Source organism: Aeromonas sp. 600527 (assembly GCF_049175415.1).
Lineage (GTDB): Bacteria > Pseudomonadota > Gammaproteobacteria > Enterobacterales > Aeromonadaceae > Aeromonas > Aeromonas veronii_A.
The window spans coordinates 226,186-250,819 of sequence record NZ_JAAKVA010000001.1; the positions used below are offsets into that span (position 1 = coordinate 226,186).

Annotated in this window: 24 protein-coding genes; 16 read left to right on the forward strand and 8 right to left on the reverse strand. The window is 58.2% G+C overall.

Going from position 1 to position 24,634, the window contains the following annotated elements; translation table 11 throughout:
• Positions 1 to 57: 57 nt before the first annotated feature.
• The 11 genes from fabD (at position 58) to G5154_RS01090 (ending at position 9,462) form a co-directional block, all read left to right on the forward strand.
• Positions 58 to 993: an ACP S-malonyltransferase gene (fabD, locus tag G5154_RS01040; protein WP_216980309.1), complete on the forward strand. Its 936-nt coding sequence runs from the start codon at positions 58 to 60 to the stop codon at positions 991 to 993.
• A 13-nt stretch (positions 994 to 1,006) separates the two neighbouring features.
• A complete protein-coding gene (fabG, locus tag G5154_RS01045) occupies positions 1,007 to 1,741 on the forward strand; it encodes a 3-oxoacyl-ACP reductase FabG (RefSeq protein WP_005351850.1) in 735 nt (244 codons plus the stop codon).
• Positions 1,742 to 1,899: 158 nt separating this feature from the next.
• Positions 1,900 to 2,136 (forward strand): acyl carrier protein, encoded by a 237-nt coding sequence (gene acpP, locus G5154_RS01050; protein WP_005300909.1) that lies wholly within the window; start codon positions 1,900 to 1,902, stop codon positions 2,134 to 2,136.
• A gap of 82 nt (positions 2,137 to 2,218) precedes the next feature.
• On the forward strand, positions 2,219 to 3,460 hold the full coding sequence (gene fabF, locus G5154_RS01055) for a beta-ketoacyl-ACP synthase II (protein ID WP_064337925.1): 1,242 nt from the start codon (positions 2,219 to 2,221) through the stop codon (positions 3,458 to 3,460).
• A gap of 68 nt (positions 3,461 to 3,528) precedes the next feature.
• A complete protein-coding gene (gene pabC, locus G5154_RS01060) occupies positions 3,529 to 4,335 on the forward strand; it encodes an aminodeoxychorismate lyase (protein ID WP_216978803.1) in 807 nt (268 codons plus the stop codon).
• The gene (gene mltG / locus G5154_RS01065) at positions 4,325 to 5,326 is read left to right on the forward strand and encodes an endolytic transglycosylase MltG (protein ID WP_162632596.1); all 1,002 of its coding nucleotides are present in this window, start codon (positions 4,325 to 4,327) and stop codon (positions 5,324 to 5,326) included. Before pabC ends, mltG begins: the two co-directional genes overlap by 11 nt.
• The gene (tmk, locus tag G5154_RS01070; RefSeq protein ID WP_111901116.1) at positions 5,326 to 5,967 is read left to right on the forward strand and encodes a dTMP kinase; all 642 of its coding nucleotides are present in this window, start codon (positions 5,326 to 5,328) and stop codon (positions 5,965 to 5,967) included. The genes mltG and tmk overlap by 1 nt, the downstream gene beginning before the upstream one ends.
• Positions 5,952 to 6,899, forward strand: a complete 948-nt coding sequence (holB, locus tag G5154_RS01075) for a DNA polymerase III subunit delta' (RefSeq protein ID WP_421263845.1) — start codon at positions 5,952 to 5,954, stop codon at positions 6,897 to 6,899. The genes tmk and holB overlap by 16 nt, the downstream gene beginning before the upstream one ends.
• 25 nt (positions 6,900 to 6,924) lie before the next feature.
• A complete protein-coding gene (locus G5154_RS01080; RefSeq protein WP_019446413.1) occupies positions 6,925 to 7,704 on the forward strand; it encodes a TatD family hydrolase in 780 nt (259 codons plus the stop codon).
• Positions 7,705 to 7,987: 283 nt separating this feature from the next.
• The gene (locus G5154_RS01085) at positions 7,988 to 9,016 is read left to right on the forward strand and encodes a site-specific integrase (RefSeq protein ID WP_421250135.1); all 1,029 of its coding nucleotides are present in this window, start codon (positions 7,988 to 7,990) and stop codon (positions 9,014 to 9,016) included.
• Between the two features lie 161 nt (positions 9,017 to 9,177).
• Entirely contained in the window at positions 9,178 to 9,462 is a 285-nt protein-coding gene (locus tag G5154_RS01090; protein ID WP_216978799.1) for a RepB family protein, read from the forward strand.
• 226 nt (positions 9,463 to 9,688) lie between these two features.
• On the opposite strand, the gene rsmF is transcribed toward G5154_RS01090, so the two are convergent.
• The 4 genes from rsmF to G5154_RS01110 form a co-directional block, all read right to left on the reverse strand.
• Positions 9,689 to 11,119, reverse strand: a complete 1,431-nt coding sequence (rsmF, locus tag G5154_RS01095) for a 16S rRNA (cytosine(1407)-C(5))-methyltransferase RsmF (protein WP_421250136.1) — start codon at positions 11,117 to 11,119, stop codon at positions 9,689 to 9,691.
• Between the two features lie 144 nt (positions 11,120 to 11,263).
• Positions 11,264 to 13,816, reverse strand: a complete 2,553-nt coding sequence (locus G5154_RS01100) for an MlaD family protein (RefSeq protein WP_421250137.1) — start codon at positions 13,814 to 13,816, stop codon at positions 11,264 to 11,266.
• Positions 13,817 to 13,871: 55 nt separating this feature from the next.
• Positions 13,872 to 14,474 (reverse strand): paraquat-inducible protein A, encoded by a 603-nt coding sequence (locus G5154_RS01105; protein ID WP_005333132.1) that lies wholly within the window; start codon positions 14,472 to 14,474, stop codon positions 13,872 to 13,874.
• Positions 14,458 to 15,084: a paraquat-inducible protein A gene (locus G5154_RS01110; RefSeq protein ID WP_421263846.1), complete on the reverse strand. Its 627-nt coding sequence runs from the start codon at positions 15,082 to 15,084 to the stop codon at positions 14,458 to 14,460. The genes G5154_RS01105 and G5154_RS01110 overlap by 17 nt, the downstream gene beginning before the upstream one ends.
• Positions 15,085 to 15,231: 147 nt before the next feature.
• On the opposite strand from G5154_RS01110, the gene prpB reads away from it, so the two are divergent.
• The 3 genes from prpB to G5154_RS01125 are packed head-to-tail and all read left to right on the forward strand — an operon-like array spanning position 15,232 to position 18,713.
• On the forward strand, positions 15,232 to 16,119 hold the full coding sequence (gene prpB, locus G5154_RS01115; protein ID WP_421250323.1) for a methylisocitrate lyase: 888 nt from the start codon (positions 15,232 to 15,234) through the stop codon (positions 16,117 to 16,119).
• A gap of 10 nt (positions 16,120 to 16,129) precedes the next feature.
• A complete protein-coding gene (gene prpC / locus G5154_RS01120) occupies positions 16,130 to 17,257 on the forward strand; it encodes a bifunctional 2-methylcitrate synthase/citrate synthase (RefSeq protein ID WP_421250139.1) in 1,128 nt (375 codons plus the stop codon).
• A gap of 10 nt (positions 17,258 to 17,267) precedes the next feature.
• Entirely contained in the window at positions 17,268 to 18,713 is a 1,446-nt protein-coding gene (locus G5154_RS01125; protein ID WP_421250140.1) for a bifunctional 2-methylcitrate dehydratase/aconitate hydratase, read from the forward strand.
• A gap of 99 nt (positions 18,714 to 18,812) precedes the next feature.
• Here the strand turns inward: G5154_RS01125 and G5154_RS01130 are convergent, their stop codons facing one another.
• Complete coding sequence (locus G5154_RS01130; protein ID WP_021230124.1) at positions 18,813 to 19,541, reverse strand: FFLEELY motif protein; 729 nt, start codon at positions 19,539 to 19,541, stop codon at positions 18,813 to 18,815.
• 259 nt (positions 19,542 to 19,800) lie between these two features.
• Here G5154_RS01130 and G5154_RS01135 point away from each other — a divergent pair, with 259 nt between their 5' ends.
• Together G5154_RS01135 and G5154_RS01140 are read left to right on the forward strand one after the other, a co-directional pair.
• Positions 19,801 to 20,133 (forward strand): polyhydroxyalkanoic acid system family protein, encoded by a 333-nt coding sequence (locus tag G5154_RS01135; protein WP_421250141.1) that lies wholly within the window; start codon positions 19,801 to 19,803, stop codon positions 20,131 to 20,133.
• A gap of 254 nt (positions 20,134 to 20,387) precedes the next feature.
• The gene (locus G5154_RS01140; RefSeq protein WP_247822803.1) at positions 20,388 to 21,818 is read left to right on the forward strand and encodes a wax ester/triacylglycerol synthase family O-acyltransferase; all 1,431 of its coding nucleotides are present in this window, start codon (positions 20,388 to 20,390) and stop codon (positions 21,816 to 21,818) included.
• A gap of 85 nt (positions 21,819 to 21,903) precedes the next feature.
• On the opposite strand, the gene G5154_RS01145 is transcribed toward G5154_RS01140, so the two are convergent.
• The 3 genes from G5154_RS01145 to G5154_RS01155 are packed head-to-tail and all read right to left on the reverse strand — an operon-like array spanning position 21,904 to position 24,548.
• Positions 21,904 to 22,692: a hypothetical protein gene (locus tag G5154_RS01145; protein WP_120414266.1), complete on the reverse strand. Its 789-nt coding sequence runs from the start codon at positions 22,690 to 22,692 to the stop codon at positions 21,904 to 21,906.
• A 25-nt stretch (positions 22,693 to 22,717) separates the two neighbouring features.
• Positions 22,718 to 23,359 (reverse strand): TetR/AcrR family transcriptional regulator, encoded by a 642-nt coding sequence (locus G5154_RS01150; RefSeq protein WP_075114814.1) that lies wholly within the window; start codon positions 23,357 to 23,359, stop codon positions 22,718 to 22,720.
• A gap of 1 nt (position 23,360) precedes the next feature.
• Positions 23,361 to 24,548, reverse strand: coding sequence for a patatin-like phospholipase family protein (locus G5154_RS01155; protein WP_421250142.1), 1,188 nt, complete (start codon positions 24,546 to 24,548; stop codon positions 23,361 to 23,363).
• Positions 24,549 to 24,634: the final 86 nt, after the last annotated feature.

The following is a 24,634-nucleotide window of genomic DNA, read 5'->3' on the forward strand; positions in this document are numbered from 1 at the left end:
GTGTCTCCATCATTCCGTCACCGATTTCATTTTTGTCTTATCTAAAAGGAATCAATGATGACCCAATTTGCCATTGCCTTCCCGGGACAAGGTTCCCAGTCCGTAGGCATGCTGGCCGAGCTGGCCGAACAACATGCCGTGATCAAGGAGACCTTCGCCGAGGCGAGCCAGGTGCTGGGTTATGACCTGTTTGCCTTGGTGATGGATGGTCCGGTTGAAGATCTGAACAAAACCTGGCGCACTCAGCCTGCGCTGCTGACAGCCTCTGTCGCTCTGTGGCGCCTGTGGCAACAGCAGGGTGGGGCAACGCCTGCCATGATGGCGGGTCACAGCCTGGGTGAGTACTCCGCGCTGGTTTGCAGCGGCGCACTCGATTTTGCCGATGCGGTCAAACTGGTCGAGCTGCGTGGTCTGGCCATGCAGGAAGCGGTACCGGAAGGCACCGGCGCCATGGCGGCCATCATCGGCCTGGATAACGAATCCATCGCCGCCAACTGCGAAAAAGCGGCAGAAGGGCAGGTGGTCTCTCCGGTCAACTTCAACTCTCCGGGCCAGGTGGTTATCGCCGGTCACAAAGAGGCCGTTGAGCGCGCCAACGTGCTGATGAAAGAGTCGGGTGCCAAGCGTGCGTTGCCGCTGCCAGTCTCCGTACCGTCTCACTGCGCGTTGATGAAACCTGCCGCAGAAAAACTGGCAGCTGCGCTGGACGGGATCGAGATCAAGGTTCCAACCATCGCTGTCATCAATAATGTCGACGTATCCTGTGAACAGGATCCGGCCGCCATCAAGCAAGCGCTGGTACGTCAGCTGTTCAGCCCGGTTCGTTGGACCGAGACTGTCGAACGGATGGCCAACGAGGGGGTTACCCTCGAGATCGAGATGGGACCGGGCAAAGTGTTGACCGGGCTCGCCAAGCGTATCGACAAGCGCGTGGAAGGTATTCACGCCAACGATGCCGTCTCTTTCGAGCAGGCGCTGGCCCAGATCAAGTAAACAGGAGCAAGTAATGAGCTTTACCGATAAGGTTGTGTTGGTGACCGGTGCCAGTCGTGGCATCGGCCGTGCGATTGCCGAAACATTCGTGGCCCGTGGCGCGAAAGTGGTCGGTACGGCGACCAGTGAGAGCGGTGCCGAGGCGATCAGCGCCTATCTGGGCGACAATGGTTGCGGCATGGCACTGAACGTGACCAGCCAGGAATCCATCGAAGCCGTCTTCGCCGCCATCAAGGCGCGCTTTGGCGACATCGACATCCTGATCAACAACGCGGGGATCACCCGTGACAACTTGTTGATGCGGATGAAAGATGACGAGTGGAACGAGATCATCGATACCAATCTGACCTCGCTTTATCGTCTGAGCAAACCTGTGTTGCGTGCCATGATGAAGAAACGTCACGGTCGCATCATCAGCATTGGCTCCGTGGTGGGAACCATGGGCAATGCCGGTCAGGTCAACTATGCTGCCGCCAAGGCCGGTCTGGTTGGTTTTACCAAATCGTTGGCGCGGGAAGTGGCATCCCGTGGTATCACAGTGAACGCGGTTGCTCCCGGTTTCATCGAAACCGACATGACCCGTGCCCTGAATGACGATCAACGTGCCGGCATCATGAGTCAGGTGCCTGCCGCCCGTTTGGGTGATCCAAAAGAAATTGCCGCAGCTGTGGTATTCTTGGCTTCTGATGAAGCAGCCTATATCACCGGCGAAACCCTGCATGTTAATGGCGGGATGTACATGGTGTAATCAATTTGTCGTGAGATCTGTTCAAATTTGCGATAGTACGCCGAAGTTTGGCACATTTCGTGGTTTGACCAGCGGCAAGCTACTTGCAAACTCACGTCAATTGAATAAACTACCCCAACCAGACGCAAATAGCGTATTTTTAAAGGAAAATTCAGGTCATGAGCAACATCGAAGAACGCGTAAAGAAAATCATCATCGAACAACTGGGTGTTAAAGAGGAAGACGTTAAGAACGCTGCCTCCTTCGTCGACGACCTGGGCGCTGACTCTTTGGATACCGTTGAACTGGTAATGGCGCTGGAAGAAGAATTCGATACCGAAATTCCTGATGAAGAAGCCGAGAAGATCACCACTGTTCAAGCGGCTATCGACTACATCACCGCTAATCAGGAATAAGTTCCTGTTCTGAAAGAAGCGGCCCAAGGGCCGCTTCTTTTGTATTTGTTCCTTTTCAAAACACCTCTCGGAGACTACCTCAGTGTCAAAACGCAGAGTCGTGGTGACCGGCTTGGGGATGCTTTCCCCGGTGGGTAACACTGCCGAATCCAGCTGGCAAGCACTGCTCAACGGGCAGAGCGGCATTTCCCTTATCGAACACTTTGATGCCAGCGAGTTTGCAACCCGCTTCGCAGGTCTGGTCAAGGATTTCGATCCCGAGCAGTACGGTATCAACCGTAAAGACGCTCGCAAGATGGATCTCTTCATTCAATACGGCATCGCGGCCGGTATGCAGGCGCTGGATGATTCCGGGCTGACCATCAATGAAGAGAATGCCGAACGTGTCGGCGTGGCGATTGGCTCCGGTATCGGCGGTCTGGGTCTGATTGAACAGAACCACGAAAGCTTGGTCAACGGCGGCCCGCGCAAGATCAGTCCCTTCTTCGTTCCGTCCACCATCATCAATATGGTGTCCGGTCATCTTTCCATCATGAAAGGTCTGCAAGGGCCGAACATCGCTGTGACCACCGCCTGTACCACTGGTACCCATGCCATCGGTATGGCGGGTCGGATGATCGCTTACGGTGATGCCGATGTGATGGTCGCCGGTGGCGCCGAGAAAGCCTCCACCGCGATGGGGATGGGTGGCTTCGCTGCCGCCAAGGCACTCTCCAACCGCAACGACGAGCCGCAAAAAGCGAGCCGTCCGTGGGATAAAGATCGCGATGGTTTCGTGCTGGGTGACGGTGCCGGTGTACTGGTACTGGAAGAGTACGAACACGCCAAGGCCCGTGGCGCCAAGATCTACGCCGAGCTGGTCGGTTTTGGCATGAGCGGTGACGCGTACCACATGACTGCGCCTCCTGCAGATGGCAACGGTGGCGCCCGCGCCATGAAAAATGCCATCAAGGATGCGGGCATTGCCCCCGAGCAGATTGGTTACATCAACGCGCATGGTACCTCCACCCCGCTGGGTGATGTGGCCGAGCTGCGTGGCATGAAGTCGGTGTTTGGTGAGCACGCCAAATCTTTGATGATCAGCTCCACCAAGTCCATGACCGGTCACCTGCTGGGCGCCGCCGGAGCCATCGAGGCGATCATCACTGTGTTGGCTCTGCGTGATCAGGTGGCTCCACCCACCATCAACCTGGACAACCCGGATGATGAGTGCGATCTGGATCTGGTGCCCCATGTGGCCAAGCCAGGCAGCTTCGAGTACGCCCTTTCCAACTCGTTTGGTTTTGGCGGCACCAATGGCTCACTGATCTTCAAACGCGTATAATTTGCCGCAGGGCAAAGACACAGGCCCGATACTGCCGGTATCGGGCCTTTTTTATCGGAGGGATCCCTTTGCTTATCAATGGCGTGAAGCTTGATACCATCTCGGCCCATGATCGGGGGCTGGCTTATGGTGACGGTCATTTCACCACCATGGCGGTGAGAGAAGGACAGGTATTGCTGTGGCCAGCGCATCTGGCTCGACTGCAACAGACCAATAGCCGGCTGGGATTGGTTGAACCGGACTGGGATCTCTTGACCCGGGAGGTTGAAGAGATGGTGGCCGAGCAGCCACAATGCGTGGCCAAGGTGATCCTGACCCGCGGCGAGGGGGGGCGGGGCTATGACGGCAGCGGATGTCAGCACACAACCCGGATTGTCACTCTGGCGCCATTTCCCACTCACTATGGCCAGTGGCAACAGGAGGGGATCGAGATGGTGGTGTGCCGCCAGCGGATCGGTGATGCCCCCATGCTGGCCGGGCTTAAAACCTTGAATCGTCTGGAGCAGGTATTGCTGAAAAGCGAACTTGTCAGCCGAAATGCAGTCGAAGGGATAGTGCTTAACAGTCGCGGTTTTCTCATTGAAGGGGTCAGTGCCAATCTGTTTTGGCGTCGGGGCAAGACGGTGTTTACGCCCGATCTCGCCCGCGGTGGTGTCGATGGCATCATGCGTCGCCAGGTGATGGCGATGTTGAAACAGATGAGTATTGAGTTGCGTGTGGTAGAGGCTCCGCTGGAGTCACTATGGCAGGCGGAAGAGGTGTGGCTCACCAATACCCTGATGGGGATCGTGCCGGTCAATGGCATCGAGGATATTCACTATCCCCCAGCGGTATTGAGTCGCCGTTTACAGGAGCGTTTGGTCATTGAAGTTTAATCGGCTTTACACCCTGCTCGCGGGGGCGGCACTGACGGTAGCCGCTGCCGGGGGCTATGTACATTACAAATGGCAACAGGTAGAGACGCTCACCAACAAGGGGCCGACCCGGCTCTTTACGGTGGAGAAGGGCGCCCATGCGGCGCGCCTGATCGCCGAACTGGGTGAGGGGGAAACCAGCCCCTGGGCGGTGCGGCTCTGGCTGCGCAGCCATCCCGAACTGGTGGCCATCAAATCGGGCACCTATGAAATCAAGGAAGGGGCCCCTCTCAAGGAGACCCTTTCCCTGTTCGCATCGGGCAAGGAGTTTCACTTCAGCCTCACCTTCGTCGAAGGTTCCCGTTTCGAGGATTGGCAAAAGCAACTCTCCAGCGCCCCATACCTTGAGCGGTTGACCGTCGAGCAATCCGAAGCCGACCTGGCGCAGGAACTCGGCATCGAGAATGGCAAGCTGGAGGGTTGGTTCCTGCCGGAAACCTATGCCTATACCACCCATGCCAGCGATCTCTCGATCCTGCGTCGCGCCCATCAGGATATGGAGACTTTCCTGCAGCAGAGCTGGGAGAAACGTCAGGCCAACCTGCCTTACAAGACCCCTTATGAGGCGCTGATCATGGCCTCCATCATCGAGAAAGAGACCGGCCAGCCGGACGAGCGGGCGCAGATCGCCTCCGTATTCGTCAACCGTCTGCGTCTGGGCATGAAGTTGCAAACCGATCCCACCGTCATTTACGGGGTGAAGGATCGCTTCGATGGCAACATTCGCCGCAGCGATCTGACCGACAAGAATCCCTACAACACCTATGTGATCGACGGTCTGCCGCCCACGCCTATTGCCATGCCAGGAAAGGCCTCCATCGAAGCTGCGCTTAACCCCAAGTCGACTGATTATCTCTATTTTGTCGCCAAGGGGGGCGGTGCCCACTATTTCTCCAAGACTCTCGATGAACACAATCGGGCGGTTCGTGAATACATATTGAAGAAACCCTAATGTCTAAATTTATTGTGATCGAAGGATTGGAAGGGGCAGGGAAGAGCTCGGCCGTTCGTTATGTGACCGACTATCTGCAGCGCCACGGCATCAACCGGATCGAGTGCACCCGCGAGCCGGGTGGTACGCCACTGGCCGAGCGGATGCGGGCTATCGTCAAAGAGGTGCACGACGAGCGCCTCACCATCGAGGCGGAATTGCTGCTGATGTATGCCTCCCGGGTACAACTGGTGGAGACCCGCATCAAGCCGGCACTGGCCGATGGTATCTGGGTGGTGGGGGATCGCCACGATCTCTCCTCCCAGGCCTATCAGGGGGGCGGCCGTGGTATCGATGCCCAGCTTATCGGAGCCATCAAGCAGGCGGTGCTCGGCAACTTCAAGCCGGATCTCACCCTCTATCTCGATATCGATCCTGCCCTTGGCTTGCAGCGCGCACGCCATCGCGGCGAGCTGGATCGCATCGAACTGGAGCAACTGAGCTTCTTCGAGCGTACCCGAACTCGTTATCTCGAACTGGCCGCCCAGGATGATTCCATTGTGGTGATCGATGCGGCGCAAACGCCGGAACAGGTCAAAGCGGCCATCGAGTGTGCATTGGATCACTATCTGTCGAACGAGCCGCTATGTATCCCTGGCTGATCCCTGACTGGCATGCCCTGAGCCAGACGGCCCAGTCCGGTCGTCTCGGCCACGCCTGGTTGTTGCTGGGCGATCCCGGTCTTGGCAAGGAGCAACTGGCTGAGCGGCTGGCGCGTTTGCACCTTTGCCAACAACCGGATCGTGGAGAACCGTGTGGTCAGTGCCACTCCTGCCAGCTGTTTGACAAGGGCAACCACCCGGATCTCGGCACCATAACGCGCGACAGCAAGACCATCGGGGTCGAGGCCATTCGCGAGATCTGCACCCGGCTGCAGGGCTCTGCCCATCTCGGCCGTGGCAAGGTGGTGATCATTCCTGATGCGGAGCGGATGACCGAATCGGCAGCCAATGCCCTGTTGAAAACCTTGGAAGAGCCGGCCGGCGACAGCTTGCTGTTGCTGATTGCCTCCCAGGTTTCCCGGTTGCTTCCCACCATTCTCAGTCGCTGTCACAAATATGTCTGTCAGTTGCCTGCGGAAGGGGAAACAGTACGCTGGTTGGCCGAGCAGGGTCATCAGGCCACTCTGGCTCAGGTGCGGATCTGTCAGGGGGCACCGCTGCGGGTACTCGACTATATCGAGCTGCAACAGGACGGTACTCGCCGCGAACTGCTGGAACAGTTTGTCGCCCTGAGTCAAAGTCCGGTCAAGGCGACGGCACTGTGCAGCCAGCTTGGTCAGGAGACGCAGGTCAGGTTGCACTGGTTGCAGCTCTTCTTGTGTGATGCCCTGAAAACCCAGGCCGGATGTGGTCACCATCAGCTGGCCATGCCTGATCTGGCCATCTTGAGCCAGCGGTTGGCGGAGCAGCACTCCAGCGAAAAACTGCTGGAGGCAGAACAAGATCTGGTTGCCCTGAAAGCGGCCTGTCAGCCGGGTCAGCTCTCCAATCCCACCATCCATCTGATGAACTGGCTCAGTCGCTGGTTATAAGTACCGACAAGCAGAAAGGTTTTATATGTTACTCGTTGATTCCCACTGTCATCTCGATCGCCTCAGCTATGGCAGCAAGCAGACCAGCATGTCTGATGTACTTGCCAAGGCCGCGAAACTGGACGTGGGATATTTTCTCTGTGTCAGTGTGACTCAGGCACAGTTCCCGACCATGCTCGAGGCGATCGCTCCCTATCCCCAGGTGTTTGCCTCTTGCGGTGTACACCCGCTCAATCAGGAACCCGGGGTGGATGCAGCCTTGTTGCTGACACAGGCTGCGGACGAAAGAGTGATCGCCATCGGCGAAACTGGGCTTGACTACTTTTATTCCCCTGAAAACAAAGAGGTGCAGCAAGCTTCTTTCCGCGAACATATCCGGGTTGCCCGCGCGTTGAACAAGCCGCTGATCATCCACACTCGCGATGCCCAGCAAGATACCTTGCAGATCATGCGTGAAGAGGGAGCTGATCAGGTGGGCGGTGTGCTGCACTGTTTCACCGAGTCTCTCGAGATGGCGCAAGCCGCGATGGCGATGGGGTTCTATATCTCCATCTCCGGGATCGCCACCTTCAAAAATGCGTCTGCACTGCAAGAAGTGGTCAAGGCTCTGCCCCTCGACAGATTGCTGGTCGAGACCGACTCGCCCTATCTTGCACCTGTTCCGCATCGGGGGAGGGAGAACGAACCTGCCTTTGTGCGAGACGTTGCGCAGTTTATTGCCGATCTGCGTCATATTCCGCTTAATGAATTGGCAGAAGCCACCAGCCGGAATTTCTTTGAACTGTTCAAGCTGGCGAAAAAATAACACAGAAGCCCCGTTGCTCGGGGCTTTTATATTTCAAATACCAAGCTGATTACCCACCTGAAAATCAACCTAGCACAACGTTATCTCTCACCCACCCAGTCAATTCAACTCGTTCATCCATACAAAACTGGGTGAATGATATTCCGATGTTTCGTTTTTTCACCGTGGTCAAAGGGTATTAAAACATAAGGCTATAAGTATCGATAATATTCATTATCGATACTTGATGTATGGAAAGGATCCTGTAAGATCCTATCAAACTTCATATGAATCATAGTGTTCCGTGGCATATCCATCCTTATCCAATCCGGCTCATCAGTCACTGCAGACTGTTTTCGATGCGCAGCTAAATAGTCGGGCACGCCGCTTTTTGCGCAGTGCAAAAGCGGATTCCACCCTCAATGCCTATCAGGCGGATACCCGTATTTTTGTCTTCTGGTGTCAATTGCACGGGCTGGATCCGCTACAAACGACCCATCACGACATCATGAATTTTCTCGCTGATCAGGCCGACGGCGTATTGGCCGACTGGATATGGCTGGATAAAGAGGAGGGGAAGGGAGAACTGCGTAATGGCGAGCCTCGAAAACCAGCAACCCTGGTGAGACGGCTGGCGGGGATCCGTTATGCCTTCAAGCAGAAAGGCATTCACCCCATGCCCACCGAACATCCCGAAATCAAGGAGATGATGCGCGGTATTGTCAGGTTGGGGGATAACCGTAAACGCAAAACTGGCGCCCTGACGCTGCAACCATTGACCCAGGTGCTCGATGGCATCGACACCGGTGATCTGGCTGGCTTGCGTGATCATACCCTGCTGCTCTTGATGTTCAGTGGCGCCTTGCGCCGCTCGGAAGCAGCCCGAATTGAAGTGAGCGATCTCGATTTTGTGGGGCAGGGGATCCGCCTTCGCCTCAAACCGAGCAAGCATCAGCTGCATGAAACCGAGATAGCCTTGATTCCGGGCAAACACTATTGCCCCGTGTCGGCACTGCAAAAATGGCTACACAAAAGCCGGATCAGCGAGGGGCCGCTGTTTCGACGCATGAACCGCTGGGGCCAATTGATGGCCGAACCACTCGGCCCCCAGGGCATCAATCTGATGATCAAGCGCCGAACCGGCCAAACTATTGACGCTCTCTACGTCAGTGGCCATAGCCTGCGTCGCGGGTTCATTACCTCGGCGGTGACTGCCGGTAAGCCGATGAACAAGATCATAGAAGTGACGCGCCACAAGGATATGCGGACCCTGCAGGAGTACTTCGATGACGCCCATAAGTTCTCCGATCATGCCCTTGATGGCTTGCTTTGACACAACTGCGTCACTTCGTTTTTTATGTTAAATGATATCCTGTTGATCTGATGATATATTTGCCGTGCAGCCAGCAGCCCAAGGTGGAAGGGGCATCTTCCAATGGATAATGGCATGTGATGAGAGATAACAAACTCGGAAACGTAATATCGCAAGGACATATGAGCCAAGAAATCACAGTGCGTGAAGAGCAAGAGGCGGGGCCCCAAAACAATGCCGAGCGGCAGCGCCAACATGTAAAACGCAAGCAGGAGACCCATACCCGGCTGCAATGCTGGATCAGCAATCGCCACGCCGAACGATTGGCCGCACTGGGTCTTCATCTCGAAGACAGTCAGGCATCACTCATCGAGCAGGCGATCGATCTGCTCTACCAACATGAGCTGGGTAGAGAACCTCCGTTTGAAAACAGAGTCGCCACACAGCTCGAAGAGACTGTTGAATAGACACAAAAGTGAAGTAACAGCGAAACGTGAAGAGATAAAAAAAGCCAGGTACGAATTCCTTGTACCTGGCATAGGGGAATTGGCTCCTTGCAGAGCCGTGCGCTAACTGGTGTTCGGATTGCCTTAAGCTTAGACAAGGCTCAAGGCTTTTCAAGATCCGAAGAAAAGTTCAACCAGAGTGTGGGTATTTCAGACTCGTTCAAGTGCTGATGAACCGAGCGTCCCACTACGCATTGAACAGATTGTTGTCACGCACCAGCTCGCGGGGGAGGGCATTCTTAACCCGACTCCCCACCCATTTCCCCATGCCCAGGGTATGCCCCTGATAGCGGACGATCACCTCGCCAGTGCCAGCATCCTGTTCTGGCCAGACATCCCGCCCCATCATGAATTCCCGCGCATTGGCGCTATCCAGCTCAACCACGCCCTTGCTCGCTTTATCGCCATAGGCCAGTGCCCACTCATGAGTGAGGCGATAACCTTTCTTGAAGGTTTCGGCCAACTTGATGCCGATGCGGTCGAAACGCAGCTTGCCCTGCACCTGATCAAACCGCTGGGGGAAGAGCCAGATCTCGTCATTGCGGCCAAACAGCTGACCCTGCGGTGCTACCCCAAAGTTGGCTTCAATTTTTCGCAATATGAGTTCCGCCTCTTTGGCAGGAAGCGGCGCAAAAGGGAATTTACCCAGCTTGCCCGGCTTGAACATGGTGTTGGGCACCGAGTGATGCTTGCGTAATCTGGCGACGAAAAAGCCCTCACTGTCGAAGATCTGGGGCCAAACGTGCAGGTATCCTTCGGATGTACAGGCCTGCTCTGCATGGGGGAACAGGTCTGCCAACGAGTCAAAACTCAAGGCATCGCCAAACTTGTCCAGCAGGGATTGGCAGACCGCCTGATTCTCCTGTTCACTCAAGGTACAGGTGGAGTAGACCAGTACGCCACCCGGTTTCAAGGCATGGAAGGCACTCTCCAGCAGCCCCTGCTGCACCGCCGCGATCTCGTCGATGCTCTCGATACTCCAGTTGCGCAGTGCATCTTCATCCTTGCGCACCGTACCTTCACCGGAGCAGGGGGCGTCGAGCAGGATGGCATCGAAGGTCTCCGGCAACCACTGGCCAAATACCTTGGCATCAAAATGGGTCATCCCCACATTGGTCACGCCGCAGCGCTGGATATTGGCGCTAAGCACTTTCAACCGGCTGCTGGAAAACTCGTTGGCAACCAGCATTCCCTGATTGTTCATCAGAGCCGCGATCTGGGTGGTCTTGGAGCCGGGGGCCGCCGCCGCATCCAGCAACATGCCATCCGCTTTGATCTTGTCGCTGGCAAAGAGTGCCGTCACCGGCAGCATGGAGCTCGCTTCCTGAATGTAGAAGAGCCCGCTCAAGTGCTCGGCGGTGTTGCCAAGTGGGACAGTTTCATCGCTGCGGGTCAGCCAGAAGCCGGTATCACACCAGGGCACAGGGTCGAGCTGCCAACCCAGTGGCTCCATCAGGGCGACGAAATCCGAGACGGCGATCTTCAAGGTGTTGACCCGAATGCTGCGGCGCAGCGGACGTCGACAACTGGCCACAAACTCATCCATCGAGAGATGGGCCGGCATGATGGCTGCAATGTGGCGTAAAAAGTAATCGGGAAGGAAGGTGTTGTCGTGCACTGTGCCATCTCGTTGACCGAAAAAGAGGGGCGATATCCTATCACAAGGCTAAGAATATTCTGAATCTGAACCCTATCAACAGGCACTGGAATATAAAAAAGCCCGGCACTGTACCGGGCTTGGATGAGATACAAAGGGAAGAGATCAGGGCTGGATACGCGGACTCCACTCCAGCCACTCTTTCTCGGCCTTGCCGTAGAGCGGATAGCTGTGACCAGCCTTGACGGTCGGCCCCATCTCTCTCTCCGGCGTATTGAAAGCAATGCCGCCGGCCAGCAGGCTCTGCACCGTCTCCACTTCGATGGTGCCACCAGTCAGCCCGATATCCGCCTTAACCCCGGAGACATTCCAGAAACGGGAGTTGGCCCGCACCAGATGGGCATACTCCTGATCCACGTTGACACCGATCACCACCTCGCTGCCATCCCGAGCCAGCGCCACCTTGGTGACACTGCCCACCACCATCTTGCGAAACAGTAGCGGACTGCCGACGCTCAGGCCATTGACGGAGGGGCTCTTGAGGGTCAGGGCCAGACCCACCGGGCCGACCTGACTCAAGGGGAAGCGATCTTTGCCTGCGCCTTTTCCGGGTTGTGCTTCTACAAACGCCCCCTTGATCAGGGTATCGAGGTGAGCGACACCGCCCAGCCCCAGCTTGGCCTGCACCAGAGTAAAGCGTGCGCCGGACTGCAGGAAACGCTCGGCGTGGTGGCCATCGAGTTCCGCCTTGAAGATCACCTGACCCAGTGACGGCTCCAGCTCGATCTCTTCAATTTTGCCGATATCGACACCGCGATAGCGGATCGGGCTGCCAATCCCGAGCCCCGGATTGCTCTCTGCCACCAGTGACAGCTGGCGCACCTTGGCCTTGGCTTGCTCCCTGGAATCGAACAGTTGATGACTGCTGCGGCCATTGGCCAACCGATCGAACTCGATGGCGCCACGCAGCAGGGTACCGAGGTTGCCCACCTTGACCTGCACACCATCGACCCGCACCTTGGTGTCGATGGCCGGTTTTTTCCAGAACTGGGGTTGCTGTGCGAGGAGAGGAGCATAGACCCCATCAATTTCGAGTTCGATCTCGACCCCCTCTTTGGCGGCGCGTAGCTGTTTGACCTTGCCCGCTTCCAGCCCAAGATATAGCACAGGCGAGCCAATGCCAATGCCATCGGCCTGATCTGCCTTGAGCAACCAGCGTTGGGGCTTGGCATCACGGGTACCGAGCAGTGCCAGCTCCTGACTGGGGTAGAGACGGTTAATCCGCTCGCCACTGCTGGCTTGTACCAGCTTGATCCCGCCTCCCAACCAGGCACTGGCAGGACTGGTTTCTACTTTGATGCCGCTCAGATCGGCATCGATCTGCAGCGGGGCAGCGCGATAGAAGCGGGCACGGTTGAGCAGATGACCATAGTTCGGCGCCATCACCAGCTCGACGCTGGCATTGCCGCGCGCATCCAGGGTGAGCTGGCTGATACGGCCCACCTGCAATCCTTTGTACCAGACAGGTGCATCCTGATTGAGCCCCGCCAGATCGTCAGCCTGCAGCGTCACCTTGGTGCCGCTCTGGGGCGCGCGATCGGTCAGAACCATCTTCTGTGCCGGTTTGCCCGCCACATAGTCGAGGCGAATGGCCGGACCGGAGAGCAGGCGATCTGCATGCTGCACACCGGTCGCGGAGAGGGAGACGCTCTCCCACACCAGTTGACTCTTGTCGGTAATGCGATAGGCCTGCTCCGGGTTGATCAGCGCTGTGACCACACGGCCTTTGTCGGTGAGGCGAATGGGGTCGATACGACCAATCTCGATCCCCTCATAGAGGATGGGCATCCCCTCCTTGACTGGAAGATCGCCAGCCGCAATGTCGATACGCTCGCCACGCGCCGCTTCCGCCAGCCCTTTATAGAGGACGAAAGTCTGTCCCTTCTCCGGTTCCGGTGAATCTTTGGGCGAGTCAAAGGCAATGCCGCCGCTCAGAATGGAGGTGAGGCTGCCAGCCTCCACGCTCACCCCGGCCAGACTGAAGGAGCCCTTGATGCCACTGATGTTCCAGAAGCGGGTATCAGCTTTGACCAGATGTTCGAAACGCGGCTCGATCACCAGATCCAGAATGACGTTCTGGTTGTCCTGACCCAGGCGGGTATTGATGACGCTGCCCACCTCGATACCGCGGAAATAGAGCTTGGCGCCAATCCCTACCGAACCCAGCGAATCGGCGGTCAGGTGCAGCATCCGCCCCTGAGCCTGATAGCCGGGAGGAGGGCCCTCCAGGGCATCGAAGGTCTCCTCCAGCGGATTGCTTTCACGCCCCGGTTGCAGGTTGATGTAGTTGCCGGAGACCAGGGTATCGAGGCCGGAGATTTCGGTGAGCGACGCCTTGGGGCTCACCAGCCAGAAGTCGGATCCCTTGCGGATCAGCGGCCTGGCACGGCTGTCAATCTTGGCCATCACCGCAATCTTGCGGCCATCTTCAGCCAGCTCCAGCTCTTGCACCACGCCGATGGCCACCCCCTGGTAACGAACCTGGGTTTTCCCCGGCAAGATGCCGTTGCCCTGGGCGAAGTTGATCTGGATAAGCTGGCCACGGCTCAATACCTGCTGATAGAGAAAGCCACCTGCCAGCAGCAGGGCTATCAGGGGTAACAGCCAGACCGGTGATAACCAGCGACGCTTTTCAATGACGGGTTCAGCCCCGATCATAGTGACTCCTTATTGGCTGGATTAAACAGCACATCAGACAAAAACAGAGAAATCATCAACGGGCCGCCTTGTCCCACAGTAAACGGGTATCGAGCATGCGGGCCGACATCATGGTCAGCACTACCACACCGGCAAAGGCGGTGGCCCCCGGGCCTGCGCGGACACTCAGCAGCACACCCCGATCGACCAGCGCCACCATCAGCGAAATCACGAACAAGTCCAGCATCGACCAGCGACCGATAAAATCGATCACCCGATACATCACCAGCTGGCGCTTGCGCCGCACCGGTTTGGCCCGCTGCAACTGCCAGCAGATCCAGCCCAGCCCCAATATTTTTCCCACTGGCACCAGTATGCTGGCGGTGAGGACTATGGTGGCAATCCCGCTCATTTTGCTGCGATAGAGCATCATGATACCGCTGAAGATGGTATCTGACTGCAGCAACCCCTTGTTGTAGAAATGGGTTATGGGCAACAGATTGGCAGGCAACAACATGAAGGTGGCGAGCGCCAGCAAGCCCCACGACCAGGCGAGGGAGCGGGGAATGCGCACCTGTAATTTGCTGCTGCAACGGGGGCAGACTGCCCCGGCTTGATAGCGCACCAGCAAACCGCAGGTATGGCAGCGGCAGAGCCCCATCTCACGGGCGCTGGTCATGTTCCGGCTCCTTTAACGGGATCCGCGCCCAGTAGGGGGCGGGGTCAAACAGGATCAGCAGGGTCATGTTGAGCAGCATCAAAATACCGAGGCTGAGCAAGCCGCCACCGAGGCGCACATCGGCGATGTCGATCAGTTTGAACAGGGCAACCAGCAGGCTGACGATATAGACCTCCAGCATGGCCCAGTGGCGAAACACCTCGACCAGCTTCAAGGTGACGGGAAGAATGTGCCAACGTTTGGCCAGACCCGAAGCCAGCACAAAGATCCCCGCCAATAACCCTACCGGTGCCAGTACGGCGCACCAGAGCACCAGGGAAGCAACCCAGAACTCCCCCTCGCCAAACAGCACAAAAATCCCGTGCAGCAAGTTGGCATCGGAGTTGACGCCAGCCAGCCGCAGATAGATGAGGGGCTCGAAAAAGGCGGAGGGCAGCAGCAGAAAACAGGTGATGGTCAGGGCCATCAACTGGGAAGGACGAAAGGCATAACGGCCATAGAGATGCTGATGACAACGCGGGCAGTGGGCATGACGACGCAGCGGCAGTGCTTTGCGCTGGATCAGCAAGTCGCACGCCGGACAGACAATTACGGAACCGGGCTCCATCATACAATTCAACCTGTTGAAGGAATTGGTGAAATTTACCCTAAAACCGGTTTCCTGTCTTGCCTGCGGCCGGAATGTTACGAAAGTATAATTGACGTTAACGTAAACGTGATATTAGATAGCCAGACTAGACAGGTGAAAGGAGTCATGATGTCCAGTTTGTCCCCCTCGGCAGGCTTGCGCTTTCGCACCGCCCTTGCCAATGAACATCCCCTGCAGATCGTCGGCACCATCAATGCCTATATGGCGCTGATGGCCGAGCGCAGCGGCTTTCAAGCTCTTTATCTCTCCGGCGCCGGAGTAGCCAATGCCTCCTATGGCTTGCCGGATCTCGGCATGACCTCCCTCAACGACGTGCTGATCGATGCCGAACGGATCACAGCGGCGACCCGAGTGCCGCTATTGGTCGATATCGATACTGGCTGGGGTGGGGCATTCAATATCGCCCGCACCATTCGCGCGTTCGAGCGAGCCGGAGTTGCCGCCGTCCATATGGAAGATCAGGTGGCCCAGAAGCGCTGTGGTCATCGTCCCAACAAGGCGGTGGTCCCGCTTGAGGAGATGTGCGATCGGATCAAGGCTGCAGTAGATGCCCGCGAGAATAGCGAGTTCGTCATCATGGCCCGCACCGATGCACTGGCGGTAGAGGGGATGGAATCTGCTCTTGAGCGCACCGCCGCCTATGTGGCCGCAGGGGCCGACATGATCTTCGCCGAGGCGGTGACCGAGCTTGCCCAGTACGACCAGTTCAAGCTGGCGGCCAAAGTGCCGATCCTCGCCAACATGACCGAGTTCGGCAAAACCGAGCTGTTTGACAAAGAGCAACTGGCCGCCCACGGGGTCGACATGGTGCTCTACCCGTTAAGCGCCAACCGAGCCGCCAATCAGGCCGCTCTCAACGTCTATCAACATATTCGCCAGGATGGCCATCAAAGGGCTGTCGTGGAGACCATGCAGACCCGGGAGTCGCTCTACGATTTCCTCGGATATCACCACTACGAGCAGACACTGGATCGTCTGTTTACAGCCAAGGAATAGGAGGCAGCTTATGGGACAGCAAAAACCGTTGGGCGGAGCAGGGTTGCGCGGTCAAAGTGCAGGGGAGACCAGTATCTGCACAGTAGGCAAGAGTGGCACTGGTCTTACCTATCGCGGCTATGACATCAAGGAGCTGGCCGATAGCGCCCAGTTCGAGGAGATCGCATATCTGCTGCTCAAGGGGGAGTTGCCCGGTGAGCAGCAGCTTGACGCCTACAAGCGCGAGCTGCGTCGCCTGCGCACCTTGCCCCTGCCGCTGTTGGAGGTGCTGGAGCGCATTCCCGCCGATGCCCACCCCATGGATGTGCTGCGTACTGGCTGCTCCATGCTCGGCGATCTGGAGCCGGAAGATGGTTTCGAGCATGAACACGAAGTGGCGGATCGGCTGCTGGCCGCCTTCCCGGGCATTCTGATCTACTGGTACAAGTTCAGTCACGAGGGCGTTCGCATCGCCCTCGACAGCGACGAGGAGTGTATCGGTGGCCATTTCCTCGCGCTGCTGCACCAGAAAGCGCCGAGCGAGCTGGAGCGGCGGGTGATGCATGTCTCCCTCATCCTCTACGCCGAGCATGAGTTCAACGCCTCCACCTTTGCGGCGCGGGTCTGCGCCTCGACGCTCTCTGACATGTTCTCCTGTATCACCGCCGCCATCGGCACCTTGCGCGGCCCGCTCCACGGCGGTGCCAACGAGGCGGCCATGGCGATGATCGAACACTGGCAGGATGAAGCGCAGGCAAGGCGCGAACTGCTGGCCAAGCTGGCGGCCAAGGAGAAGATAATGGGCTTTGGCCACGCCATCTACCGCACCTATGATCCGCGCAACGTCATCATCAAGGAGTGGTCGGCCAAGCTCGCCGAGGCGGTGGGGGATGATCGCCTCTATCGGGTCTCCTGTGAGGCGGAGAAAGTGATGTGGGAAGAAAAAGAGCTCTTTCCCAACGCCGATTTCTTCCATGCCAGCGCCTATCACTACATGGGGATCCCGACCAAGCTGTTCACCCCCATATTCGTCTGCTCGCGGGTCACCGGCTGGTGCGCCCACGTGATGGAGCAGCGCGAGCACAACCGGATCATCCGTCCGAGCGCCGATTATGTCGGCCCGGCCCCCCGTCACTTTGTCTCTCTACAACAACGATAAGGAAGTCACGATGTCCGCCAACGTCGACGTCAACCACAGACCAGACCCCGATCAGGTGCTGGTCGATATTGCCGATTATGTCTGCAACCACCCCATTACCAGCTCTGCTGCTCTCGACACCGCCCGCTACTGCCTGATGGACACTCTTGGCTGTGGCCTGCTGGCCCTGCGCTTTCCGGAGTGTACCAAACACCTTGGCCCCATCGTCCCCGGTACACTGGTACCCCACGGCGCCCGGGTGCCCGGTACCCAGCTCTGCCTCGATCCCGTCAAGGCGGCCTGGGATATCGGCGCCATCATCCGCTGGCTCGATTACAACGACACCTGGCTGGCCGCCGAGTGGGGTCATCCCTCCGATAATCTGGGGGGCATTCTGGCCACTGCCGACTGGCTCTCCCGTACTCGCGTGGCCGAGGGCAAGGTGCCGCTCACCATGGCCGATGTGTTGGTGGCCATGGTCAAAGCCCACGAAATTCAGGGGGTGCTGGCGCTGGAGAACGCCTTCAATCGGGTCGGTCTCGATCACGTGGTACTGGTCAAGGTTGCCAGCACCGCCGTGGTGACTCATATGCTGGGGGGCACCCGCGATCAGGTAATCGATGCGGTCTCCCAGGCCTGGGTCGATGGCCAGAGCCTGCGGACCTACCGTCATGCCCCCAATGCAGGGTCGCGCAAGAGCTGGGCGGCGGGGGATGCAACCTCCCGCGCCGTGCGCCTCGCCCTTATCACCATGAGCGGCGAGATGGGCTATCCCGGCGTACTGAGCGCACCCAAGTGGGGCTTCTACGACGTGCTGTTCAAGGGCAACCAGTTCGCCCTGCATCAGGGGTACGGCAGCTATGTGATGGAGAACGTGCTGTTCAAGATCTCCTATCCCGCCGAGTTCCACGCCCAGACTGCGGTGGAGTGCGCCATGAAGCTGCACGCTCAGGTTAAGGGGCGGCTCGACGAGATAGACCGTATCGAACTCACTACCCATGAGTCGGCCATTCGCATCATCAGCAAGGTCGGCTCCCTCAATAACCCGGCCGATCGGGATCACTGCCTGCAGTACATGGTGGCGGTGCCGCTCATCTTCGGTCGTCTGATCGCCGAGGATTACGAGGACGATGTTGCTGCCGATCCCCGCATCGACGCGCTACGCGGCAAGATGGTGGTGCAGGAGGACAAGCGTTACAGCCGCGAATATCTGGAGGCGGACAAGCGCTCCATTGCCAACGCCATCCAGATCTTCTTCAAGGACGGAACTCACACCGCCAAGGTGGAGGTGGAATACCCGGTCGGCCATCGTCGCCGTCGGGAGGAGGGGATCCCGCTGCTGGTGGAGAAATTCCAGCACAATCTGACCACCCGCTTCCCGGCCAAACGGGTCAATGACATTCTGGCCCTCTGTCAGGATGGACCTCGCCTTGCCGCCACCCCGGTACACGCCTTTATGGATCTGCTGGTGATCTGATCGCTCTTGCATTGGCCAACATATCGGCAAACAGTGATAAACGAAAAGCGGGCTCATCGGCCCGCTTTGTTATTCTGGCGGCTTATCCCTCGATAAGCCTTACCCCAGCGCACTGCTGTCGCCGTTAAAGAGCGCCGTCATGATGGCCGTCTCGCGACTGGCGATGGTCTCGAGAAACTCGTTGGCACGCCCCATCTGATGACACACCTGATAACCACGCTCGACAAAGGAGAAAAGCTCGCCAAGCCCCGCCAGATGGGCGGGACCTGACACCAGCTTGAGGGTCGCCCCCAGCAGCGGTTTTCTCGCCAGCCTGTCCAGCGTCATCCCAAGCTCGCTCACCAGCGCAATCTGATGTTCCCGGCGCGCCTGTTCACCTACGGCACGATAGGCGATGGTGTAATGATCCGGTGTGATGGGATCAATGCCATCAATGCGCCGCAGCGCCACCACCATCAGGTAGTCCAGCTCTTCGGAGAGGGCATCGAGCTCGATCGCTTGCGCCAGCACCTTGAGGCCGGACTCCGGCAACAGCCGCTCGGCGGTTGGCATCACCCGCATCACGTCCGCATCGCGGCGGGCGCAATCCCCCGGGCCATAGAGATCGGTCAAGAAAAACTCGGCCGCTGGGCCGTAGCGGTCACTCTCCAGCAGATCACGATGGGTCCGCCCCAACCGGTCGGCCTGCCACTGGCGTAGCCGATCCCGATCCTGCTGATCCTCCGGGTGAGCACGCATCTGCTCGCGCAAGGCTGCAACCCGCTTGAGCTGGCGGTAGAGCCGACCCAGGGTGCTATCGTCGTCGTGGGCATGTTCTTGATGCGTCATCTACAGCTCTCTGGCCTTGGGCCCATTGATGGGGATTCGGTGATACGAAGATACAAGTGAATGAAAAACAAGCAGCTTTTGCTGATCGTTCCGTGACAAGTGTAGCGCGCACGGGGGAGGGAATAAATGCCATGCCCCGCTGATGGCCTGCATCCCTCTCGACTCTGTTAAGTGAGTCCCATTTATGTGAACCATCCTTTCATTTGTTGTGAACATGTGTTTAATATCAATAACTAACTTATGACCCAGAGTAACGACCATGTTCTTCAACTCGCTTGCTGGCAGCAGCGCACTCTCTACCATCCAGATCAGCCGTCAGCATCCGCTGGGACTGGCCGCCGCCCGGATCGCGGCCGAAGCCATCGCTGCGGACATGAGCGCGAGCTATCAACTCGATTGCGAATGGGCGGATGAAGAGGAGACCGAGTTACGCTTTCGCGGCTCAGGGGTACATGGCACTCTCACCCTGGACGAAGATACCCTGGAACTGGAAGTGCATCTTGGTTTGATGCTGTTGCCAGTACGCAGCGTGCTGGAGCAGGAGATCCTCGATTATGTCGACAATCGCTTACCTTGCCCCAAACGTGTTTGAAACTCTTCGTTGCACTGGTTTTAAATAAACCAGCTGTAAACGATGGCTGTTTGAAATAAGTTTGCAAACCATGTGGTTTGTCAGATTTATTATCCAGCGATGTCTCGATTCTATTTGTAAGTAATCTTTCATCTTTATTTCATATTTCGAGTCGGCACTCATTAAAGTCATTCTGATTGCATCAAGCCCTCATCCGGATATGAGGGAAGGAGCAATTTGCCGCCTCGGTAAATTCATTTTGTAGGGAAACAACCATGCCACTGAGTGAATTTATCTCCTGCGTCGATACCGCCTGGTTACGCATGGACAGACCCAACAACCTGATGCAGATCATCGGTGTCCTGATGTTTGAAGGAGAGCTTGATGAAACGCGTCTGCGGGCCGGATTGCGCCATACCATTTCGGTGCAACCCCGTTTCCACCAGCGGGCCGTGCTGGAGGGGGGCTCCTACTACTGGCGCCATGATCCCGATTTCGATCTCGATCAGCACCTCAAGCGAGTGATCCTGCCGGGTGAAGCGGGCAAGCTGGAGCTGGAGAAGCTGGTGGCCGATCTCGCCTCGACGCCGCTCAACCACCAGCGCCCCCTGTGGGATATGCACCTGACCGACACGTCGCTGGGTGGGCAAGCGCTGGTGGTGCGCATTCACCACGCCATGGGCGACGGCTTCTCGCTGGTGCGAGCCATGCTGACCATGATGGATAACACACCGGAAGGGGCGCCGCGACCACCGTCACCGGAGCCACTGGATGACAGCGATGACGAGGATGAGGAGGATTGCCACCAGGGCAGCCGGCTGGTGCGGGCCGGTCTCAAGCTGACCGGTAGCCTCTGGTCCAAATATGTCGAAGTGGTCACCCATCCCACCAAGGCGGTGGATTACCTCAAGACCGGGCGCGATCTGGCGAGCGAGCTGTGCAATATCGCCACCCTCGGTGATGACTCCCCCTGCCGCCTGCGGGGTAAGACCACCAGCACCAAGCGGGTGGCCTGGTCGGAGCAAATTGATCTGCCGGATATCAAGGCAGTGGGCAAGGTACTGGGCTGCTCGGTCAACGATCTGCTGATCGCCGCCACCGCAGGGGCGTTTCGCCACTACCTGCAGGAGAAGGGGGATGATGCCAACAAGGTCAAGATCCGCGCCCTGGTGCCAGTCAATATGCGTGCACCGGACGATGAGGGGGCACTTGGCAACCGCTTCGGGCTGGTGGCCCTGGACTTGCCACTGGATGTTGAACACCCGTTGCAGCGGCTCTATACCGTACGTGACCGAATGCAGGCGCTGCGCACCTCGCTACAACCCGTGGTAGTGCTCAACTTGTTACATGCCCTTGGCATGGCCCCCAATGCGGTGCAGCAGCAGGCCGTCGAGCTGCTCACGGCCAAGGCCAGCGCGGTGATCACCAATGTGCCCGGCCCGCAGCAGACCCTCTATCTGGCTGGAGCAAAATTGCGTCAGCCGCTGTTCTGGGTGCCTCAATCGGGGGATATCGGTGTCGGCGTCTCCATCCTCTCTTACGATCACAAGGTGCAGCTGGGCCTTATCACCGACAAGAAGCTGGTACCTGACCCGGATCAGGTTGTCGACCGCTTCGCCGTGGAGTTTGAACAACTGTTACTGCTGGTGTTGCTGGAGCCTGAACTGCTGTTCGACCCGAACGGCCTTGATGCGCTGCTGGGTTGATCCGATACGTAAAAATCCCAATAAAAAGAGGCCAACCCGCGGGTTGGCCTCTTGTTTTGTTATCTATGAATAGTGGGAATAGCGGTTAATCCTCCAGCTCTTCCCGCGCCGCCTCCACATCGAGGCGCTCCATGGCATCCATGGGTTCGCACTCGGCCGCTTCGGCATAGAGGGCTTCGGCGGCTTTCAGGCGGCTCTTGCCGTGCAGCATCACCTGAGCGTTGGCGTACTCCATGCGGGCGATAGCCGAGTCGGGGATCAGCGCCAGCGCCTCCTTGAAGTGACGCTCGGACTCTTCCTTCTTGGCGCCATAGGTGAGGCCGCCGATCATGGCCCCCAACTTGTCAACGATCTCGGCGTGCCAGGCGCCAAAGGCAATATGGGCCTCGGCGTGATCTGGCGCCAGCTCCAGCGCCTTCTCCAGGCTTGCCTTGATCTTGTCGCCAATTCCTTGCGAGAGGGCCTTGGAGATGGAAATGACCTGACTGTAGCGACCGAGGGCCAGCGCGTGGAAATACCAGGCATTTGCATTCTTGGGCTGGCGTTTTTGCAGCTTCTCGGCATGGCTGGCCGCCCGCTCGAAGGCGGCGCGCTTGGCATACTTGTCTTCCAGCAGATAGCTGGCATGGATCACCAGCGCTTTGTTCGCCACATTGAGGCCCTCCTCACCGGCCGCTTCGCCAAGGGCGACGGCCCGGGCAAAATCCCCGGCATGATAGGCCCGCCAGGCATCCTGTACCTGTTCATCTTCGGGCCAGGGTTCGGCATCCCCCTGATGGAGACGATCCCAGTTGTCCGCCAGCTTCTGGCCAGCATAGTCATAAGCCGCATCCGCGTAGGGGAAGGGGACAAATTCGAGTTGTGAAGTGGTCATGCTTGTTCTCCCTGTAGCATGTGAATCAAACCTTGTCGGTGTAGTGGTGGGCGAGGGCGCCCAGATGAGCGCGGGCATCGGCCCGCAAATAGGGTGCGACCAGCTGCATCACCTGAAAGACGCCGAGGGCAATATCGGCGTCCGCCTTGGGGTGCAGTGCCCGCTGATAAGAGATCCAGAATGTGCCCACCAGCGCCACATTGGCCGCCAGCGTGCGCATCTGTTGCGCCGTGCCCTCCATCAGCCCGACCGTTTGCAGATGGTTGCAAATGGCGATGGCGGTCTGCTCCTTGCGGCGCAGCAGGGCGGAAAAGCGCTGCTCCACCTGATGATAACCACTCATCAGGGTCGCGATATCGTAGTAGAGGAAACGGTACTGCCAGATGGCTTCAAACATCAGGTGGAGAAAGAGCCAGATATCTTCTGGTTCATCGGACGGGGGGCTGACCGCCTCCAGCAGGCGATCCATCTGCTGTTCAAATTCGCAGAACAGGGCGTTGACGATCTCCTCCTTGTTGTGGAAGTGGTAGTAGAGATTGCCCTGGCTGATCTCCATCTCGGCCGCAATGGCCGAGGTGGTGACGCTGGGTTCCCCTTGTCGATTGAAGCAGGCGAGGGCAGTGGTCAGGATCCGCTCCCGGGTACGACGTTTGGGTTTGCGATCCATGCTACTCCTTTGGTGATGAACGACGCACGCCGTGGCGATAGCGTTTGGCAAGCCAGTGCTGCAACTGCTCCAGCGACTTGTCGAGGGCGGCGACCGAACCAATGCCGGGGGCCAGCAGGGTGCGATCTTCATCGGCTAGCGCGGCCAGATTGAGCTCGAGGCCATGCTTGGCCAGCACCGGCGCCAGCTCGTCACGACGCAGCCAGAGATCGCGGCGGGTATGCTGGTAAGCGTGCTCGCAGAGACGGCGGCGATCCCGGTAACTGAACACATTGGTGAAGAACATCTCGCCATCGGCAGAAGAGGGCTCAAACAGCAGGGCGTCGGCGTCGGGATATTGGTGTTTGTAGCGATCCATCCCCACATGCATGCGGGAGTGGATGATGGCGCGAAAGGTCTGGGCCAGTACCACCGGCAGACCGCTGTCCACCAGATTGGTGGGCGCGCCGGCGGCCATGTCCGCATCATAGGGCACTAGCGGATTGATGCAGAACACCAGATCCGCCCCCTCTTCCAGCGCTACCGAAGCGTGCAGAGTCTTGATCAGCGCCCCATCGACGTAGTAACGGCCATTGATCAAGGAGGGAGGAAAGAGACCAGGCAGGGCCGCAGAGGCCTGCACGGCCGCCGAGATGGGCACGTCATCGAGCCCCGGGCTACCAAAGGCAACCGGATGACCGGTGTCGAGTTCGGTAGCGACCACAAACAGTCGGCTGCGCAGCTGGCGAAAATCGTTGCTGCGGCCGGGACGAGAGAAAAACTGGGTCAGGGTACGATCCACCCCGCGGTTGTCGAACAGTCCGGTCGGAATGGCCTTGGAGAGCCCTTGCAGCGACTCAAACAGGCTCCGCTTCCAGGGCGCCGCCAGATAGTAGGTCAGGCTCTGCCACGCCAGTGGCGGGATCGAGGTCAGGCGGTCGGCATATTCACGAAAGGCGGGGCGCAGCAAGGTGGCCGGGTCAAACATCTCCCCCGAATCATCGCTGAGCAGGATCCGCACCAGCTTAGCCGGCGAGATGCCGTTGGCCAGCGCCGATGCCACCACGGCCCCCGAACTGACGCCGACATAGATATCGGCATGGTCAAGGCGCAAGCCACTGATGCTGTCAGAGAGGGCAGCACAGGCACCGATCTCGTAGATGCCGCCGAGCGGCCCGCCGCCAGCAAGGGCAATTGCGATGGTACTCATAGCGTCGCCTCTCTATCCATGACATTCACCATGACAAGACCGGCCCAGCGCAGGGCATGGGCCGGTATCAATCACCTTCCGTCACC